The sequence below is a fragment of the Phenylobacterium sp. genome, assembly GCF_036677185.1.
Taxonomy (GTDB): domain Bacteria; phylum Pseudomonadota; class Alphaproteobacteria; order Caulobacterales; family Caulobacteraceae; genus Phenylobacterium.
On sequence record NZ_JAKFEN010000013.1, the window covers coordinates 1 to 17,398 of the forward strand.

18 protein-coding genes are annotated in these 17,398 nt (G+C 69.3%); 3 read left to right on the forward strand and 15 right to left on the reverse strand.

Going from position 1 to position 17,398, the window contains the following annotated elements; translation table 11 throughout:
- Both V6M51_RS03640 and V6M51_RS03645 read right to left on the reverse strand, forming a co-directional pair.
- Positions 1–833, reverse strand: an 833-nt coding sequence (locus tag V6M51_RS03640) for an outer membrane protein (protein ID WP_332764724.1), incomplete at its 3' end; no start/stop codon positions are given.
- 530 nt (positions 834–1,363) lie between these two features.
- On the reverse strand, positions 1,364–3,154 hold the full coding sequence (locus tag V6M51_RS03645; RefSeq protein ID WP_332764726.1) for a cation:proton antiporter domain-containing protein: 1,791 nt from the start codon (positions 3,152–3,154) through the stop codon (positions 1,364–1,366).
- Between the two features lie 182 nt (positions 3,155–3,336).
- Between V6M51_RS03645 and V6M51_RS03650 the strand changes: the two genes are divergently transcribed.
- Both V6M51_RS03650 and V6M51_RS03655 read left to right on the forward strand, forming a co-directional pair.
- Entirely contained in the window at positions 3,337–4,968 is a 1,632-nt protein-coding gene (locus V6M51_RS03650; protein ID WP_332764728.1) for an AMP-binding protein, read from the forward strand.
- Between the two features lie 250 nt (positions 4,969–5,218).
- Positions 5,219–7,261 carry a M13 family metallopeptidase gene (locus V6M51_RS03655; protein ID WP_332764730.1) on the forward strand — a complete coding sequence of 681 codons (2,043 nt, stop codon included), beginning with the start codon at positions 5,219–5,221 and terminating at the stop codon, positions 7,259–7,261.
- A gap of 50 nt (positions 7,262–7,311) precedes the next feature.
- Here the strand turns inward: V6M51_RS03655 and V6M51_RS03660 are convergent, their stop codons facing one another.
- Entirely contained in the window at positions 7,312–7,761 is a 450-nt protein-coding gene (locus V6M51_RS03660) for an ester cyclase (RefSeq protein ID WP_332764732.1), read from the reverse strand.
- Positions 7,762–7,957: 196 nt separating this feature from the next.
- Between V6M51_RS03660 and V6M51_RS03665 the strand changes: the two genes are divergently transcribed.
- Positions 7,958–8,977: a MerR family transcriptional regulator gene (locus tag V6M51_RS03665; RefSeq protein ID WP_332764734.1), complete on the forward strand. Its 1,020-nt coding sequence runs from the start codon at positions 7,958–7,960 to the stop codon at positions 8,975–8,977.
- Between the two features lie 30 nt (positions 8,978–9,007).
- Here V6M51_RS03665 and V6M51_RS03670 read toward each other — a convergent pair whose 3' ends face one another.
- The 12 genes from V6M51_RS03670 to V6M51_RS03725 form a co-directional block, all read right to left on the reverse strand.
- Positions 9,008–9,481, reverse strand: a complete 474-nt coding sequence (locus V6M51_RS03670; RefSeq protein WP_332764736.1) for an SRPBCC family protein — start codon at positions 9,479–9,481, stop codon at positions 9,008–9,010.
- Positions 9,478–9,825, reverse strand: a complete 348-nt coding sequence (locus V6M51_RS03675; RefSeq protein WP_332764738.1) for an ArsR/SmtB family transcription factor — start codon at positions 9,823–9,825, stop codon at positions 9,478–9,480. The genes V6M51_RS03670 and V6M51_RS03675 overlap by 4 nt, the downstream gene beginning before the upstream one ends.
- 187 nt (positions 9,826–10,012) lie before the next feature.
- Entirely contained in the window at positions 10,013–10,546 is a 534-nt protein-coding gene (gene coaD, locus V6M51_RS03680; RefSeq protein WP_332764740.1) for a pantetheine-phosphate adenylyltransferase, read from the reverse strand.
- Positions 10,547–10,553: 7 nt separating this feature from the next.
- On the reverse strand, positions 10,554–11,045 hold the full coding sequence (locus V6M51_RS03685; protein WP_332764742.1) for an HtaA domain-containing protein: 492 nt from the start codon (positions 11,043–11,045) through the stop codon (positions 10,554–10,556).
- Positions 11,046–11,074: 29 nt separating this feature from the next.
- Complete coding sequence (locus V6M51_RS03690) at positions 11,075–11,332, reverse strand: hypothetical protein (protein WP_332764743.1); 258 nt, start codon at positions 11,330–11,332, stop codon at positions 11,075–11,077.
- A 2-nt stretch (positions 11,333–11,334) separates the two neighbouring features.
- The gene (locus V6M51_RS03695) at positions 11,335–11,493 is read right to left on the reverse strand and encodes a hypothetical protein (protein WP_305675703.1); all 159 of its coding nucleotides are present in this window, start codon (positions 11,491–11,493) and stop codon (positions 11,335–11,337) included.
- 426 nt (positions 11,494–11,919) lie between these two features.
- Complete coding sequence (gene hisG, locus V6M51_RS03700; RefSeq protein WP_332764746.1) at positions 11,920–12,870, reverse strand: ATP phosphoribosyltransferase; 951 nt, start codon at positions 12,868–12,870, stop codon at positions 11,920–11,922.
- Positions 12,867–14,000 carry an ATP phosphoribosyltransferase regulatory subunit gene (locus V6M51_RS03705; protein ID WP_332764748.1) on the reverse strand — a complete coding sequence of 378 codons (1,134 nt, stop codon included), beginning with the start codon at positions 13,998–14,000 and terminating at the stop codon, positions 12,867–12,869. Before V6M51_RS03705 ends, hisG begins: the two co-directional genes overlap by 4 nt.
- The gene (hisS, locus tag V6M51_RS03710; protein WP_332764750.1) at positions 13,997–15,484 is read right to left on the reverse strand and encodes a histidine--tRNA ligase; all 1,488 of its coding nucleotides are present in this window, start codon (positions 15,482–15,484) and stop codon (positions 13,997–13,999) included. Before hisS ends, V6M51_RS03705 begins: the two co-directional genes overlap by 4 nt.
- 277 nt (positions 15,485–15,761) lie before the next feature.
- The gene (locus tag V6M51_RS03715) at positions 15,762–16,343 is read right to left on the reverse strand and encodes a glutathione S-transferase family protein (RefSeq protein WP_332764751.1); all 582 of its coding nucleotides are present in this window, start codon (positions 16,341–16,343) and stop codon (positions 15,762–15,764) included.
- A gap of 187 nt (positions 16,344–16,530) precedes the next feature.
- On the reverse strand, positions 16,531–16,995 hold the full coding sequence (locus tag V6M51_RS03720) for an SRPBCC family protein (protein ID WP_332764753.1): 465 nt from the start codon (positions 16,993–16,995) through the stop codon (positions 16,531–16,533).
- Complete coding sequence (locus V6M51_RS03725; RefSeq protein ID WP_332764755.1) at positions 16,979–17,332, reverse strand: ArsR/SmtB family transcription factor; 354 nt, start codon at positions 17,330–17,332, stop codon at positions 16,979–16,981. The genes V6M51_RS03720 and V6M51_RS03725 overlap by 17 nt, the downstream gene beginning before the upstream one ends.
- Positions 17,333–17,398: the final 66 nt, after the last annotated feature.

The window sequence follows — 17,398 nt, forward strand, 5'->3', positions numbered from 1 at the left end:
GGCGGCGGGGGAGGCGGCGGGGGCGGCGGGGGCGGCGGGGGCGGAGGCGGCGGGGGCGGCGGCGACGCGAAGGAATAGCGCAGGCCGACCGTCACCGACTGGTCCTTGTATTCGCCCGAGAACACGCCCGGCTGCAGCGCATGGCTGCCGACCGAAGCGAAGTCGAGGTCCGACCCGGCCAGATAGCGATAGGTCAGGTCGACGTTCAGGCGATCGGTCGCCTTCCAGGCCAGACCGGCGATCAGCTGATAGGCCAGCGCCGTGTCGTCGTCGTCGATGGTCAGGTTCTGATACGCCGGGTTGGCCGCCGAGAAGGCGCCCGTGACGCTGGAGAACTGACCGACGGTGTCGACCGAGACGTGGTTGATACCGACGCCGAGGCCGATGAAGGGATTGATCATCGAGCCCGGGGCGAAGTCATAGATGACATTGCCCATGACGGTCCAAGACTCGATCTCGCCGGCGGGCGAGCCGCAGGCGGGAGCCGCGGTCGTGCGGATCACGCCGGCCGTGCAGAGGCCGAGGATGGCGTTGGAGCTGCCGCCGCGAATCGATTCGATGTCGCCGGGGCGGTAGCCGCCTTCGAGTTCGACGCGCCAATGCTCGTTCAGCTGGTAGCCGAGACGCGCGAAGCCGGTCCAATCCTCTTCTTGGTTGAAGTCCCAGCTATAGGGCGTGCCAGCCGCGGAATTGTTCGAAGAGGTGCCTTCGATGCCTTCGGGCCAGTGGTAGCCGAGGTCGACAGCGCCGTACCAGCCAGCGTCTTGCGCGGACGCGCCGGACGCGGCGAAGACCGCTGCCAGGGCGGCTCCCGCCAGAAGTTTGAATCTCATATTCAGAGCCCTCTCATTGCCCTTGCTGCGGCCTTACGCCTCAGCACTGTTATATCAAGGCCGAAGCTTAGCGAAAGTGTCGCGGAGGCAACACCAAACGCCAATTTCCTGAACCCCACGAACTAACGCCAGGACGCTACTGATATTCCCCCGAGCAAGCAACTTCGGGGCGAGGGACAAGTCCCCCGTTCGCGCCGCGAGCGAGGCGCCTGGCGCGCGCCGATCGCTGCGAATCTCGTTGTCTGGACTTCGTCCTGACCTTGATCCGGTCCGCGCCACCGCGTGCCGGCCTGGTCGAAGTTCTTGGAAGTGCTTGTAAACTTGTCACAGAGTCGCAGTGCGTCGGATAGACCCGCGCACCTGTTTCATCCGTGTTCCGCGACATTCCAGCCCCATCCTCTGCGCGTAAGCCCGCGCGCATCGACCCGGACAACGTCAGGCCCTGCGCTTGGTTCCAACGCTCGGAACCCGGGCTTTCACTTGGTGTTGGATGGTGACGCTTTTGCCTCACCTCGCGGGGCGGAAATGGGTCAGGATTCGGTCGCACGCCGGTAGCGGCGGCTCCGCCCGCCCAGGGCCTCGGGCCGGTTCAGCGCCTTGCGGAACTCGTCGCGCCGCTCGTGGATCGAGGCGATGATCAGGCCCATGGGCACGCCGATCTCCACCAGCACCGCCTCGGAGAGCTGCAGGCTGGCCTCCACCGTCTCGGGAACCGCGTCGGTGGCGCCCAGCTCGTAGAGCCTCTGGGCCTGACGCGCGTCGCGGGCGCGGGCGACGATGATCAGGTCGGGCCGCGTCTCCCGCGCCGTGGCGACGATGGCCTCGACGCCCTCCGGGGCGTCCATGGTCACCACCAGGGCTAGCGCGGTCTCCAGGCCGCAGCGCTTGAGGAACTCCGCGCGCGAGGCGTCGCCGAAGAAGATGGCGCCGCCCGCGTGGCGGCCGACCTCCACCAGGCGCGGGTCACGCTCGGCGGCCACCCAGGGGATATTGTGGCGTCCCAGCATGTCGCCCACCAGCTTGCCGACCCGGCCATAGCCCACCACCAGCACTCGCGGCGTCTCGGGCGGCTCGTCGCGCAGAGGCGGCTCGGGCGCGATCCCCTGCCCCGCGGTCTTGCGACCGCCCAGCTTCAAACCCAGCGCCGCCAGCAGCGGGATGCACATCATCGAGATGGTCGAGGCGACCAGGATGGTCTGGCCGATGGGACGTCCCACGATCCCCTCGCCCATGGCCGCCGACAGGATCACATAGGCGAACTCGCCGCCGCCGGCGAGCAGCAGGCCGGCCTCGACCGCCCCGCGCCAGGGCAGGCCGAACACGCGGCTCAACAGGAAGACCACCGACAGGTTCAAGGCGATCACGCCGCCGGCGATGCCGAGGATCAACAGCGGTTGGGCGGCCAGCAGCGACAGGTCCAGCCCGATGCCGATCGACAGGAAGAACATCCCCAGCAGCAGGCCCTTGAACGGCTCGATGGTGACCTCGACCTCGTGGCGGTACTCGGTCTCGGCCAGCAGGAGCCCGGCGATGAAGGCGCCCAGGGCCATCGAGAGGCCGGTCAGAGCGCTGACTAGGCCCGCCCCGATCACCACCAGCAGGCAGGCGGCCATGAACATCTCTTCGCTCTTGGCCCGGGCCACGGACTTCAGCATCGGACGCAGCAGCAGGCGGCCGAACACCACCAGCAGCAGCACCCCCATCAGGGCCGGGGCGAAGGCCAGCAGCAGGCGCGGCGAGAAGGTCTCCCCATCGGCGCCCCGACCGAGGATGGCCAGGGTCACCAGGATCGGAGCGACGGCCAGGTCCTGGAACAGCAGCACGGAGAAGGTCGCCCGCCCGGCGGCCGAGTGCTGGCGCTTGTGCTCGGTGAGGATCTGCATGACCACCGCGGTGGACGACAGCGCCAGCGCGGCGCCGATGGCGGCGGCGGCGGCCGGCGGCTGGCCCAGCGCCAGGGCCGCCGAGGCGATGGCGCCCAGGCAGAGGCTCACCTGCAGGGCGCCCAGGCCGAACACCCACCTGCGCATCAGGCGCAGCCGCTCCCAAGAGAGCTCCAGCCCGATCATGAACAGCAGGAAGACCACCCCGAACTCGGCCAGCTGGGCCAGCTCGTCGGGATTGTCGATGGTCACATAGGACAGCCACCCATAGGTCGCGGACAGGGCGCCCAGGCCATAGGGTCCCAGCACCACGCCGGCGCCGAGGAAGCCCAGGATCGGACTGATCCTCCAGCGTCGGAACAACGGCACGATCACGCCGGCGGTGGCCAGGAACAGGATGACGTCCTTGTACTCGCCGGGCGAAACGTGGCCTTCCATGCGCTCTCCTTCTGGGATGGGCGACAGTATGGGGCGCATCGGTGATTTGCGTAACCCTCGCGGCGCCCTTCGACCCCTGACGGCAACTCGATTTCCGCTTTGAAACAAGGGGCTCGCGGCGTTGACAGCGCCGATGGTCTTATCGCCTATGCCCTCCATATTTTAAGCAATGGAGGAACGCCTTGGTTTGGAATTACGCCAACCTCTGGGAGTCCGTGGCCAGCGCCACCCCGGACCGCCCGGCCCTGATCCACGGGGACCGCAGCCTGACCTGGTCGAGCTTCGACCGCCGCGCCAACGCGCTCGCCGCCCATTTCGTCGCCGCGGGCCTGACCAAGCAATCGAAGGTCGCGGCCTACCTCTATAACGGGCCGGAATACCTCGAGACCTACTACGCCGCCTTCAAGGCCGGGCTGGCGCCGTTCAACACCAACTACCGCTACGGCGGCGAGGAGCTGACCTACCTCTTCGACAACGCCGACGCCGAGGCCGTGGTGTTCCACGCCGCCTTCGCCGAGATGGCCGACAAGGTGCGCGGCCGCCTGCCCAAGGTGAAGACCTGGGTCGCCGTGGCCGAGCCCGGCCATCCGGTCCCGGCCTGGGCCGCCGACTATGACGCCATCGTCGCCAAGGGCGCCGACCGGTTCGAGGCGGCCTGGGGCCGCTCGGCCGACGACCTGCTGATCATGTACACCGGCGGCACCACCGGCATGCCCAAGGGCGTGATGTGGCGCCAGGAGGACCTGTTCAAGGCCCTGGGCGGCGGGGCCAACCTGCTGCTGGGCCTGCCGCCGCTGGAGAGCGTCGCGGAGGCCGGGGCCCGCGCCGCCGCCAACGCCGCTTCCGACGCGCCGCTCAACATCACCATCCCGGTGGCCCCGCTGATGCACGCCACCGGCCAGTTCATCTCCTTCGGGACCCTGATCTCCGGCGGCGCCGTGGCCACCCTGGTCCCGCGCCGGTTCGATCCCGCGCACCTGTTCGACGAGGTCGACCGCCTGGGCGTCTCGGGCCTGATCATCGTCGGCCCGGCCTTCGCCGCCCCGATGCTGGAGACCCTGGACGCCAATCCCGGCCGCTGGACTCTGCCCTCCCTGCGCCGGATCGTCTCGTCGGGCGCCATGTGGGGCGCGGAGAACAAGCAGGGCCTGCTCAAGCACCTGCCGCACATCATGCTGATGGACTCGCTGGGGTCGTCGGAGGCCTTGGGCCTGGCCGCCTCCACCTCGGGCGGCGGCGCGGCGGCCGGCACGGCGAAGTTCGCCACCGGACCCAATGCGGCGGTGTTCACCGAGGACGGCGTCCGGGTCCAGCCGGGCTCGGGCGTGCGCGGCCTGGTGGCGGTCGGCGGCCACACCCCGGTCGGCTACTACAAGGACGAGGAGAAGTCGGCCAAGACCTTCCGCACCTTCGAGGGGACCCGCTGGAGCGTGCCCGGCGACTGGGCGACCGTGGAGGCCGACGGCTCCATCACCCTGCTGGGCCGCGGCTCGCAGGTGATCAACACCGGCGGCGAGAAGGTCTTCCCGGAAGAGGTCGAGGAGGCGCTGAAGCGTTTCGCGGGCGTTCGCGACGCCGCCGTGGTGGGGGTGCCCGATCCACGGTTCGGCGAGCGCATCTGCGCGGTGGTCGACTTCACCGGTGACAAGGCTCCCTCCCTGGCCGACCTCGCCGCCCACGTGAAGGGGCTGCTGGCCGACTACAAGGCCCCGCGCGAACTGGTCCTGGCCCCCGTGGTCCGGGCGCCGAACGGCAAGCTGGACTACAAGGCCATCCGCGCCGAGGCGATCACGGCCCTGTCGGCGACGGCGTAGGGCAAGTCGGAAAGAGCACTCCCCATTGGTTCGTCATGGCCGGCCTCCGTGCCGGCCACCCATGAACTCCGCCGTGGACGATTGTCCTGAACCGTTCGTGTTCATGGGTCACCGGGACAAGCCCGGTGATGACGAGCTGGGAGGGGTGGGTGGCGATCACTCTCCGCCTAAACAAAATGTAACGTGCCTAGGGGGGCGCGGCCGGTCCACGGTCGCGCCAACCCAACGGCTTATGAAAGCTCAGCATTCCATGAAGACCCTCTGGTTGGGCGCGGCGTCGGCCGTGGCCCTGATCTGCGCGTCCGCGCCGGCCCTGGCGGCCAATGCGCCCGACCTCTCCCAGGCCCCGCGGATGGGCCCCTGGGGCTTCGACGCCGCCGGCCGCGACCTGTCCGTCGCGCCCTCGAAGGACTTCTTCGACTACGCCAATGGGACCTATCTCAACAAGCTGGAGATCCCCGCCGACCGCTCGCGCTACGGGGCCTTCGACGCGCTGAACGAGCTGTCGCAGAACCGCATGCGCGCCGTGGTCGAGAAGGCCGCCGCCAACCCGGGCGCGACCGGCGAGGAGGCCAAGATCGGCGCCTTCTACCGCAGCTTCGTCGACGAAGCCGCGGTCGACGCCCTGGGCGCCAAGCCCCTGGCCGGCGACCTGGCCGCGATCCGCGCCATCAAGTCCCGCGACGAGCTGGCCGGCCACATGGGCGGCACGTCGCGCGCGTTCGGCGGCTCGTTCTTCGGCTCCTATGTCCATGACGACGCCAAGGACCCGGAGAAGTACGCGGCCTATCTGGTGCAGGGGGGCCTCGGCCTGCCCGACCGCGACTACTATCTGGACGCCAAGTTCGCGCCTCAGAAGACCGCCTATGAAGCCTATGTCGCCAAGCTGCTGACCCTGGCGGGCTGGGAGAAGCCGGCGGAGAACGCCGCGGCCATCGTCGCCCTGGAGACCGAGATCGCCAAGGTCTCCTGGACCCGGGCCGAGCGCCGCGACGACGACAAGACCTACAACCCCTTCGAGGTCGCCAAGCTCCAGGCCTATGCGCCGGGCTTCGACTGGAAGGCCTATCTGGACGGCGCCGGCCTCAAGACCGGCCGGGTGATCGTGTCCGAGAACACCGCCTTCCCGAAGATCGCGGCGATCTATACGGCGGCCCCGCTCGACACGCTGAAGGCCTGGTCGGCGTTCAACCTGGCGGACCAAGCCGCGCCCTATCTCTCCAAGGCCTTCGATCAGGCCCACTACGAGTTCCGTAGCAAGACCCTGTCAGGTCAGCCGGTGCAGCAACCGCGCTGGAAGCGCGGCGTGATCGCCATCGACAACAATGTCGGCGAGGCCCTGGGCAAGGTCTATGTGGCCGCCTACTTCCCCGCTGAGAACAAGGCCAAGATGGAGGCCCTGGTCGGCGACATCCGCACCGCCATGGGCGCGCGGATCGAGAAGCTCGACTGGATGGGCCCGGCCACCAAGGCCAAGGCCCTGGAGAAGCTCGCCAAGTCCCGGGTGAAGATCGCCTATCCCGACACCTGGCGCGACTATTCGGGCCTGGCGATCAAGGAGGGTGACCTCTATGGCAACATCCAGCGAGCCAGCGCCTTCGAGTGGGACTACCGCGCCGCGCGGCTGGGCGGGCCGGTGGACGACGAGGAGTGGGGCATGACGCCCCCGACCATCAACGCCTACTACTCCTCGACCAAGAACGAGATCGTCTTCCCGGCCGCCATCCTGCAGCCGCCGTTCTTCGATCCGCAGGGCGACCCGGCGGTCAACTATGGCGGCATCGGCGGGGTGATCGGCCACGAGATCACCCACGGCTTCGACGACCAGGGCCGCAAGTCGGACGGCGACGGCAAGCTCACCGACTGGTGGACCGCCGAGGACGCCGCCAAGTTCGACGCCCAGGCCAAGAAGTTCGGCAAGCAGTACGCCGCCGTCGAGGTCCTGCCCGGCGCCAACATCAATGGCGACCTGACCATGGGCGAGAACATCGCCGACCTGGGCGGGCTGCTGCTGGCGCTGGACGCCTACCACCTGTCGCTGAAGGCCCAGCCGGCCCCGGTGATCGACGGCCTGACCGGCGACCAGCGAGTGTTCCTGGGCTGGGCCCAGGTCTGGCGGGGCAAGTACCGCGACGACCGCATGCGTCAGCAGCTGGTCTCCGACCCGCACTCGCCGCCCAAGTACCGGGTGCAGGTGCCGGTGAAGAACATCGACGCCTTCTACGAGGCCTTCGGCGTCAAGCCGGGCGACGCCATGTACGTGGCGCCGGCCGACCGCGTCCGGATCTGGTGACGGCCACGGACGGCGGCGCATGGGCGCGCCGCCGTCCGGTCCTATCGCGACTAGGCCGCGCGGATCAGGCCCAGCTGGGTCAGCGCGGTCACGCCGTCGTCGAGGCCGATCTCCTCGACGATCTTGCCGTCCTTGAGCTTCAGGACCGTGGTCCCGGTGAAGCGCATGGTCTTGCCGGTGGCCGCCGGCAGGGCGCCGGTCAGGAAATCGCCGAACGCCGGGCCGGTGTGGGTTCCGCCGCCTTCCCAGCGGCCGACAACGTAATCGCCCTCGGCGATCAGGTCCGCCGCGCCCCAGAACTCGAGGTCCGGGAAGGCTTCCCGGAAGCCGGTCATGAAGGCCTTGATGTCCTCGCGGCCGCGACGCGGCTCATGCAGGGAATATTGCAGGAGCATGTCCGGCGCGGCCAGTTCGTCGACGATGGCCAGGTCGCAGGTCTGGCCCCAGAAATCGGTGAACCAGCGGCCGACGATGGCCTTGTTGTCGTCTTCCTTCGACATGGGATCTCTTCCTCGCGGTCTGGTGGGGCCTTCCGGTGGGAAGGCATGGCGAGGGTCTAGGCCCCGCCCCGAACCGCCGAACCCCGTCTGTTGCTTTGGAATCGCGGATTGGGTGAGGACACCGCGAATATCCCGTTGACCCGGCCCCTGGGACCGCCCCGATAAGGACAGCGGTCAGCCAGCAACGAGGTGATTCGTGAGCTCATCCGCCCAATACCTGAACCCCTCCGAAGCCGCCCGGCGGCTCGGCGTCTCCGCTAAGGCCCTGCGGCTCTACGAGCAGCGCGGCCTGGTCGCGCCGGTGCGCACGGCGGCCGGATGGCGCGCCTATGGCCCCGAGGAGATGGCCCGCGCCGCCGAGATCGCGGCCCTGCGGGCGCTCGGCCTCAGTCTCGCCCAGACGGCCCGCGTGCTGGGCGGCGATCCCCAGGGCCTGGAGCCGGCCCTGGCCGCGCACCAGGCGAGCCTCGAGGACCGGGCGCGCCAGTTGGCGGGGGCCGTCGAGAAGGTCCGCGGCCTGCGGACCGACCTCGCCCAGGGCAAGACGCCGGCCGCCGCGGACCTGGCGCGGCTGGCCGGGCCGGCCGGCGAGATCAGCGTCGCCTTCGACCTGCCCTGGCCCTGGGGCGGCGAACGCTTCGAGTTGCGGGACATCCGCCCGATCAACTACATCATCGGCTCCCTGGGCAGCGGCAAGACCCGGCTGGCCATGCGCCTGGCCGAGACCCTGCCTGACGCCGCCTTCCTTCCCCTGGAGCGGACCGCGGACAGCGCGCGGCTGGCGGCCGACCCGGCCTTGAAGGCGCGGGTCGACGCGACCCTGGCCTGGCTCGCCGAGGACGGAGCGACCGCATCCGACGCCCTGGTCGCCCTGCTCGTCGCCCTGGAGGCCGAGGGTCCGGCGATCCTGGTGGTCGACATGGTGGAGCAAGGGCTGGACGAGCCGACCCAGGAGGCTCTGATCGCCCACCTGCGCCGGCGGGGCCCCGGCGCGCGACCGCTGTTCCTGATGACCCGCTCCTGCGCGATCCTCGACCTGGCCGCCGTAGGCCCCGACGAGGCGATTATCCTCTGCCCGGCCAATCACGCGCCGCCGACGCGGGTCGCCCCTTATCCGGGGGCGCCGGGCTACGAGGCCGTCGCCACCTGCCTGGCCTCGCCGGACGTCCGGGCACGGACGGAAGGCCTCATCGCCTGGCGGCCGCCGGCGGCGTGAGGGTCAGCCGTTTTGGAGGGATCGTAGCCGTCACACGTTCGCGCCCAGGGGGGCGAGCAGTTCGTCCAACTGCTCGAATTGCTCGGCCAGCCCCTCCGACGCCCCGATGGACGCATCGAGCGCTGCCTTCGAAGGGTAGAGTTCGTGCAGGACCAGCAGCGTCTTGCCGTCCTTTTCCTCGAAGGTCACCGTGGTGACGGCGCCGTCTTCGCTTTCGTCATTGGTCCAGACCAGGCGCGCAGGCGGCGTCACCTCGATGTACTTGCCGAAGAAGGCCATGACGTTCGCGGCGTCGTGTCCGAACTCGAGGCGGTAGCCGCCGCCGACCCGAACATCCATCGCGCAGGACCGCAGGGGCACGCCCAACGACTTGGGCGGCCACCACAGCTTGAACAGTTCGGGCCTGGTCCACGCTTCGAACACGATGTGAGCGGGGCCGTCGAAGGTGCGAGTCACCACGAGCTCGCGCTCAGACTTCCGTTCGACTTTCGTGGGGTTGGTCATCGATCTTCTCCTCGCGATTTCAATGCCTCGACCACCCTGTCCAAGGTGTCGAAGCGGGCGGCCCAGAGCTGGCGGTAGCTTTCGATCCATGCCGCTTCTTCCTCGAGCCTGCGTAGGCCGAGCCTGCAGGTCCGCACACGCCCGACCTTCTCCGTCGTGACGAACCCCGCATGCTCCAAGACGCCGACGTGCTTCCTCATGCCCGTGAGGGTCATGTGGAACCTGTCGGCAAGCTCCGTGATCGAAGCGTCCGAACGTCCGAGCTGCTCCAGAACGCCGCGTCGGGTCGGGTCCGAGAGCGCAGCGAACGAAGCATCGAGGCGATCTGTCGAATACTGAACCATGTGGTGCAGTATTTAGCGCGCGGATTGGCGATATGCAAGGGGCGGCCGCGCGCGCTGGAACGCGCTGGAAACTGTCAGGATCGCTTGGCGCCCGCCGAGATCACGTTGGCTTGCGAGATCGACGACATTGGTGTCGAGGGCGCCCGGACGTCGACGCAGAACTTAGCCGCCAACTGATCGGCCGCCGTCAGCCGCGACGGGCGGCGAAGGCGGCCTCGACGCTGGGCATGACCAGCCAGTCGATCCGCTCACCCATGGCGTCGAGCTCCTTGGCGGTGCTCGACGAGACATGGAGGAACTGTGCCTCGCAGATGAAGTGGACCATCAGGATCGACGGGTCGATCCGGCCCGCGACGCCATGCAGGTTGAATTCCTCGTTGAAGTCGCTCGCCTCGCGCAGGCCGCGCACGATGTGGGTCGCCCCGATCCGGCGCGCATAGGCGATCAGGCTCTGGTTGGCGTATTCCCCAACCTCCAGCGCGCCATCGAACAAGGTGTCCGTCCCGGCCGCCGCCTGCGGCCAGCGTTCCGTGATCGAACGAACGAGCAGAAGCTGGCTTTCCTCGACCCCGAACATGCGCGTCTTCCGGACGTTCGTGCCGACGGCGACGTGCACGGTGTCGAAGGTCCGCAGGGCCTTGCCGATGATGTCCAGGTGGCCCCGGGTGACCGGGTCGAACGATCCGGCGTAGAGGGCCTTGGTCGTGACGGGCTTGCGCATGGAAACCTCAGCGGGGCGCCAGGATCAGGCGCACAGGATCGAGCGGCGTCCTGGGCGGATAGTGGTCGCCAAGCCATTGGCTGCCATGCATCGAGACCGTCGCGGGGATGACGATCTCGCCCGACTCCCCGGAGGTCATGGCCCCCAGGTCCAGCTGCGCGACCTCCAGGCGGTAGTCGCGCGCGCTGCTGTCGGCGACGGTGACGACGCCTCCGGCCGGGCCGATCTCCAGGATGGGATCCGCGAGACAGACTGAGAGCATGCCGCCGTGGGCCTCGAACCGCACCTCGCCCAGGAACGCTCCCCGCCCCGCGAGCTTGCCGTCGGCGTCCAGCCTCAGGTCGCCCCCCGGCGCCGCGGCGAAGGTGAAGGAGCCGTCCTCGGCGCGCTCGGCGCCGTCGCGGACCTCGATCGCGCCGCCCGCGGCCTCCACATAGGTCCGGAAGCTCTGCTTCACGCCCCAGCTGAGCGCGCTCACCCACGGCAGGTGTTCGGTCATCGTCCCCTCCCCAACGCCCGCCCGGCGCCTCAGCGCGCGACGGTGACTTCCTTGATCAGCGCCTGGACGGGCCCCTTCTCGCCGACGTTCCACATGACCTTCAGGTGGGCCAGGGTCCGGCTCGCGGCCTCGTCCATCTTCCACTCGCAGCCTTCGAAGCGGCAGTTCTTGAAGCTGGGGACCGGCCCGCCGGCATAGACCAGGCGGCAGTCGCGGAATTCGCAGCCGGAAAAGCTCTCGCCGTCCAGCGACACGGTCTCATGATTGAATACGACGCCGTCCTGCATGCTCAGTCTTCCGTCGGCTCGGGATCGGCGGGCGGGCCGGCGGCCTCGGCCCGGGCGCGCTCACGCTGCTCGCGCTTGGCGTCGGCGCGTTCGGCCAGCTTGTTGGCCTTGACGCGCTCCCGCTCTCGCTTCTCGAACTGGTAGTTCGGTGTCTTCGCCATGGCTTGGTCCCCTTGGGGAGTAGGCCCCGCCATCTCCTAACGCTTCCTGGCGGCGCAAAGCCAGCGGAACCGGACACGGGCGAACTGCGTTCCAAAGGATCGGATCGCCCAGGCTGCCGCTTTCGGGCGCGCTGGGTCTTGTTTTGACAGAGTTGTCAAAAATGAAGGCGGACAAAAATTTGGCCCGCTGCGGGGGATAATCGCAGCGGGCCTTATTTTGAGCAGTCGCTCTTATTGAGCGGGCGTTTCCTCCCCGAAACGCCGGAGACTGGAAGACTTGCGCCGCCATGTCTCTCGCAGGACTGAGAAAACGGCAATTTCTGACCCGAGTCAATGCGCCGAAATCAGCGTACAGGGTAAATCTTGGTCGAACTTACCCGGCGGCAGCGTTTCCAGCGTGCAGGGCGACTCTTTTTGACGGACCCGTCAATTCCTCACCCGCGACAGTAGTGTATCGTACGCGACACAACCTGCATTGTAGACGAAGTCGGGGCTGGAGGCCGTGACCGGCCCGATTCCCGCGCTCGCCAGGGCGATGGAGGCCTCCGCAATCCTGTCCACCGGTGTCAAAAGCCCGTTCGGCCGGCGGGTGGCGCCCCGCGCCACCAGGCCTTCCACCACCTGGGCGTCGCGCGGGTCGGCGGGCCAGGTGAGGATGGCGCTGTCATGGGCGGTGGCGCGGGCCTCGATGGTCCGCAGCAACCGTTCGGCAACCGCCAGTTGGCCGCTGTTCCAGTCCGCGCGAAGAGAGGCGGTCAGGTGGGCCTGGCTTTTCAGGATCACCCCGTCGGACAGCACCTTAAGGCCGTTGGCGACCAGGGTCGCCCCGGTGGTGGTGATGTCGACCACCAGCTCGGCCGAGCCCGCGGCCGGCGCCCCCTCGGTGGCGCCGCCGGATTCGGTGATCCGATAGTCGGCGACCCCGTGGCGGGCGAAGAAGGTTCGCGTCTGAACGAGGTACTTCGTGGCCACCCGCATCCGGCGGCCGGTGCGCGCCACCAGCTCGTGGGCCACCTCCTCCAGATCGGCCATGGTCTCCACGTCCAGCCAGCTCTTGGGCACCGCCACCACCAGGTCGGCGCGGCCGAAGCCCAGCGCCCGCAACAGCAGGATGCGGGCGTCGACGTCGCCGCCGCGCTCGCGCAGCAGATCCTCGCCGGTGATCCCCAGATGGACTTCGCCCGCGTCCAGGGCCTCGGCGATGTCGCCGGCTGAGAGCAGCCGCACCTGGACGCCGGGGACGCCCTTGAGTTCGGCCATATAGCCCCGCGATCCGCCGGAGACTGAAAGCGATAGTCCGCAGTCGGACAGCCAGGCCTCGACCTGTTCCTTCAGCCGGCCCTTGGAGGGCACGGCGACGATCAGGGGTTCGCTCATGCCTCGCCTCCCGCCCAGGCCCGCCAGGGCCGGACCATGCAGCCCACCGCCTTCACCGCCGTCGCGCCGCCCAGCCGCGCGGGCAGGCCGTCATAGCGACCGCCGACCGCCACCGCCCGGTCGGGCGCGAGCGCACCGGAGCGAACCTCGAAGGTCAGGCCATCGTAATAGTCGAAGGCGTGACCAAGCGCCGTGGCGAAGCGCAGGCGATCGGCCGGGACGCCCGCGGCGGCCAGCAGGTCCAGCCGCCGGTTCCAGGCTTCAAGCGCCGCTTCGAGGTCCGAGGACTTGCCGGCGACGGCGCGCACCGCGGCGAAGGCGGCCTCCGGCGCGTCGTCGATCGCGAGGAAGCGGCGCACCGCCTCGGCCTGGTCCAAGGTCAGGGCGGGCGCACGGGCGGCCTCGGCCCGGCGGATCAGCCGCTGGGCGATCTCGGCGGCGCCGCGTCCGCCCACCGGCTCGACCCCGGCCAGGGACCAGACCTCTTCCAGAAGGCTGGCGGCGTCGGCCTCCGACAGTCCGGCCAGCAGGTCGGCGAGGCGTCCGTCGTCGGCCGCGGCGGCGGGTTCGGCCCCCGCCCGGGCCAGCTCGGCGGCCAGCAGGCGCGGCCGGGCGGCGACCCGCTTCAGCCGGGCGGCCAGGGGCGGCGCCAGGCCCTGGGTCTCCAGGAAGGCGGAGAACAGGGCGATGTCGCCCAGGTGCAGGGTCAGGTCGGCCCGCCCGCCGGCCGCGGCCGAGGCCCAGGCCAGGGCGGCGATCTCGGCGTCGGCCTCCACGGTCTCGCCGCCGGCGGCGAAGCGCTCCAGGCCGATCTGGCGGAATTCGTCGGGCTGGTCGGCGCCGAGGGCCGCGCGGAACGCCTTGCCCTCATAGAAGTAGCGTCCGGCCTCGCGACCGCTTTCCAGATGCTGGCGCACCACCGGCACGGTGAAGTCCGGACGCAGGCAGGTCTCCTCCCCGCCCGCGGCCTGGACCACGAACAGCCGCGCGCGCATGGCCTCGCCGGCCAGGTCGAGCAGCAGGCCCAGCGGCTGCAGGATCGGCACGTCGACAGTCTCGGCGCCGAGCGTCTCGAACGGTGCGCGGATGGCTGCCAGGGCGGCGGCGGGAACGGCGGGTTCGGCCCTCATTTGCCCACCTTGATCTGGTCGGCCTCGAGGATCTTGCGCACCGTGGCCACCAGTTCGGCGCGGTCGACCACCTGCTGGCCCGGCCGTTGCTCGCGCCACTCGGCGTTGTCGGCGACCGCCGAGGCGAGTTCGCGGCCCAGGTCCAGGTCCTTGATCGTCACCTTGCCGGCGGCGATCTCGTCCCCGCCCAGGATGACGGCGGCCGGCGACAGGCGGCGGTCGGCGTACTTCATCTGCGGCCGCATGCCCGAGGTTCCCAGATAGACCTCCGCGGCGATCCCGGCGGCGCGCAGTTCGCCGGCGGCCTTGAAGTACTCGGCCATGTCCTCCTGGCTGAAGGCGATGACCACCACCGGTCCCCGGGCCTCGCCCGCGGCCTCCCGCCCCGCCGCGCGCAGGGCCGAGGCCAGGCGCGAGACCCCGAACGAGAAGCCGGTGGCCGGAACCTGTTGGCCGGTGAAGCGGGCCACCAGGTCGTCATAGCGTCCGCCGCCGCCGATCGAACCGAAGCGCATCGGGGCGCCCTTGTCGTCCTTGGTCTCCAGCAGCAGTTCGGCCTCGAAGACCGCGCCGGTGTAGTATTCCAGCCCGCGCACGATCGAGGGATCGAACACCGCCCGGTCGGGACCGACCCCCAGGCTGGTCAGGGCCTGATGAATGGCCGACAGCTCGGCCAGGCCCGCGTCGCCCTCGGCCGAGCCGCCGATGATGTTGGAGATCTGGTCCAAGGTCTCGACCCGGCCCCCGGCGCCGGCGGCGACGAAAGCCAGCACCGCCTCGGCGCCGGCGGTGTTCAGGCCCGCGCCCTTGGTGAAGGCGCCGGACTCGTCCTTGCGGCCCTCGCCCAGCAGCAGGCGCACACCCTCGGGGCCCAGCCGATCCAGCTTGTCGACGGCGCGCAGCACCGCCAGCTTCTGGCCCTCGTCGGCGACGCCCGCGGTGGCCAGCAGGCCGTTCAGCAGTTTGCGGTTGTTGATCTTCACCACCGAAGACCCGGCCGGCAGGCCCGCGGCCTCCAGCCCTTCCACCACCATGGCGATGATCTCGGCGTCGGCCTCGGGACGGGCCGAGCCCACGGTGTCGGCGTCGCACTGGGTGAATTCGCGGAACCGGCCGGGGCCGGGCTTCTCGTTGCGCCAGACCGTGCCGAAGGCGTAGCGACGGAACGGCTTGGGCAGGGTCTCCCAGTTCTGGGCCACGAACCGGGCCAGCGGCGCGGTCAGGTCGTAGCGCAGGGCCATCCACTGCTCGTCATCGTCCTGCAGGGCGAAGACACCCTCATTGGGACGGTCGGCGTCGGGCAGGAACTTGCCGAGCGCATCGGCATATTCGAAGGCCCCGGTGTCGAAGGCCTCGAAGCCGTAGCGCTCATAGACCGCCGACACCTTCTCCAGGATCTGGCGTTCGGCGGCGAGGTCGCGGGCGCGGCGGTCGTGGAAGCCGCGCGGCGCGCGGGCTTCGGGGCGGGGTGCGTCGCTGGTCATCGCGCTCGCCTAAAGGCTGGCGCGCGGGACGGCAAGGCGCGGGAGGAAACAGGGAAGTCCATCGTCAGGTCCTTCAGGCGAAAGGTTCGACGGATGGAGCGCGATCAGCGAGCCCCATCCGCGTGTTGCGGGGGCTCGGACGAGGGTCGCTTAGGCCATGCGATCCCGGCCGATCCCGCAGTGCGAGGTCGGATGGTGGTGGCCGTGCTGGTGCGAGACGCGCGTCATGACGGCGGCGCTATAGCCGAGAAGTGTGAGCGTGGCGAGTCCGGCGCGCTCAGTCCGCGGCGGCGAAGTGCGCCATCTGGTCGGCGTGCGCCTTCACGAAACACGGGCGCGCGGTGGCGCGCGCGACATAGCCGCGGCAGGCGGGGTACTCCGCCAGCCCGTCGAAGCGGTCCACGAGACGCAGCACGTCCGCCATGAGGATGTCGGCGATGGAGAAGGTTTCGGCCAGCCATTCTCGCCCGCCCAAGACCGACTCCATGTGCTGGAGCCGACTGTTGAGGAACGCCTCCAAGCCCTTCCACCCTGGCGCATCGCCGGTGAGGCCGGAGAACTGGAATATCGACCACGGCAGGCTCGCCATCTCCACCGAGTTGAGCGCCGCGAACAGCCATTCCAGGGTCTCGGCGCGGCCGCGCGGATCGGTGGGCATCAGCGCCGCGCTGCGCTCGCCGAGGTGAAGCAGGATCGCACCGCTCTCGAAGATCGAGATGTCTCCGTCGGTCAGCCACGGCACCTGACCGAAGGGCTGGTGCGAGAAGTGCTCGGCCTTCCGTTCACCGAACGGCACGCTTTCGACGCGATAGGGCAACGCCGCCTCTTCCAGCGCCCAGCGCACGCGCAGGTCACGCACATAGCCCCGCGGCAGTTCGGGAACCCAAGCGAAGGTTGTGAGGACTAGATCGGCCATCCGAAATCTCCGTTCTCGCGTGCAGCCTGAGCCAGGGGCCGGCGGGCAAGGCGCCATCCGGCGCTGGGAGCGCGATCATCGGCGATGTCGCCTTCAACCTTCCCGGCATGGAGGCCTCGACAGGCCGCCCTCACGCGGTCGCCTCCAGATAGGCCGCGAGGCCGTCGATGCATTCGGTCCAGCCGCCCACATGGGAATCGCGGGTGGCGGTGTCGGTGAACGGGGCCTGGTGGAAGCTGAACTTGGTGCCACCGCCCGGCGCGGCGTCGAAGCCGACCGTGATCAGGTTGTTCAAGCCGTCCCAGGCGCCGTCGTCCCAGCGGAAGGTCATGACGATCCGCTTGGCCGGGACGATCTCCCGGTAGATCCCCGACATCCAGTGGTCCTCGCCCTCCGGATCGCGGATGCAGGCGCGGTAGGCGCCGCCGTCGCGGAAATCCATCTCGAAGGCGACGGTGGTGAAAGTCTTGGGGCCCCACCAGCGCATCAGGTGCTCGGGCTTGGTCCAGACCCGGAAGACCAGTTCGGGCGAGGCGTCGAAGGTGCGCTCGATGAGCAGCTCGTGGCCTTGCGTGGCCTCAATTGTCCGGGTCACGGTCGGTCTCCTTGGCTTTGAGTTCGGCGATGTAGTCGGCCATCTGGTCGAAGCCCTCCTCCCAGAACCGGCGATAGCGCAGCAGCCAGTCGCTGACCTCCTTCATCGGTCCGGCCCGCAGACGGCAGGGCCGCCATTGGGCTTCCCGCGAACGGGTCACCAGGCCGGCATGTTCCAACACCTTCAGGTGCCGCGAGATGGCCGGAAGGCTGATGGCGAAGGGCTCGGCCAGGTCGGAGACCGAGGTCTCCCCCTCGACCAGCCGGGCGAGGATCGCGCGCCGGGTCGGATCGGCCAGGGCCGCGAAGGTCGTGCTGAGGTGATCGGAGGCTTCCATTTAACGGATACGTTAATTAACATAATCGTTAAATGCAACTGCGGAATCGACGACTTCTCTGTCGAA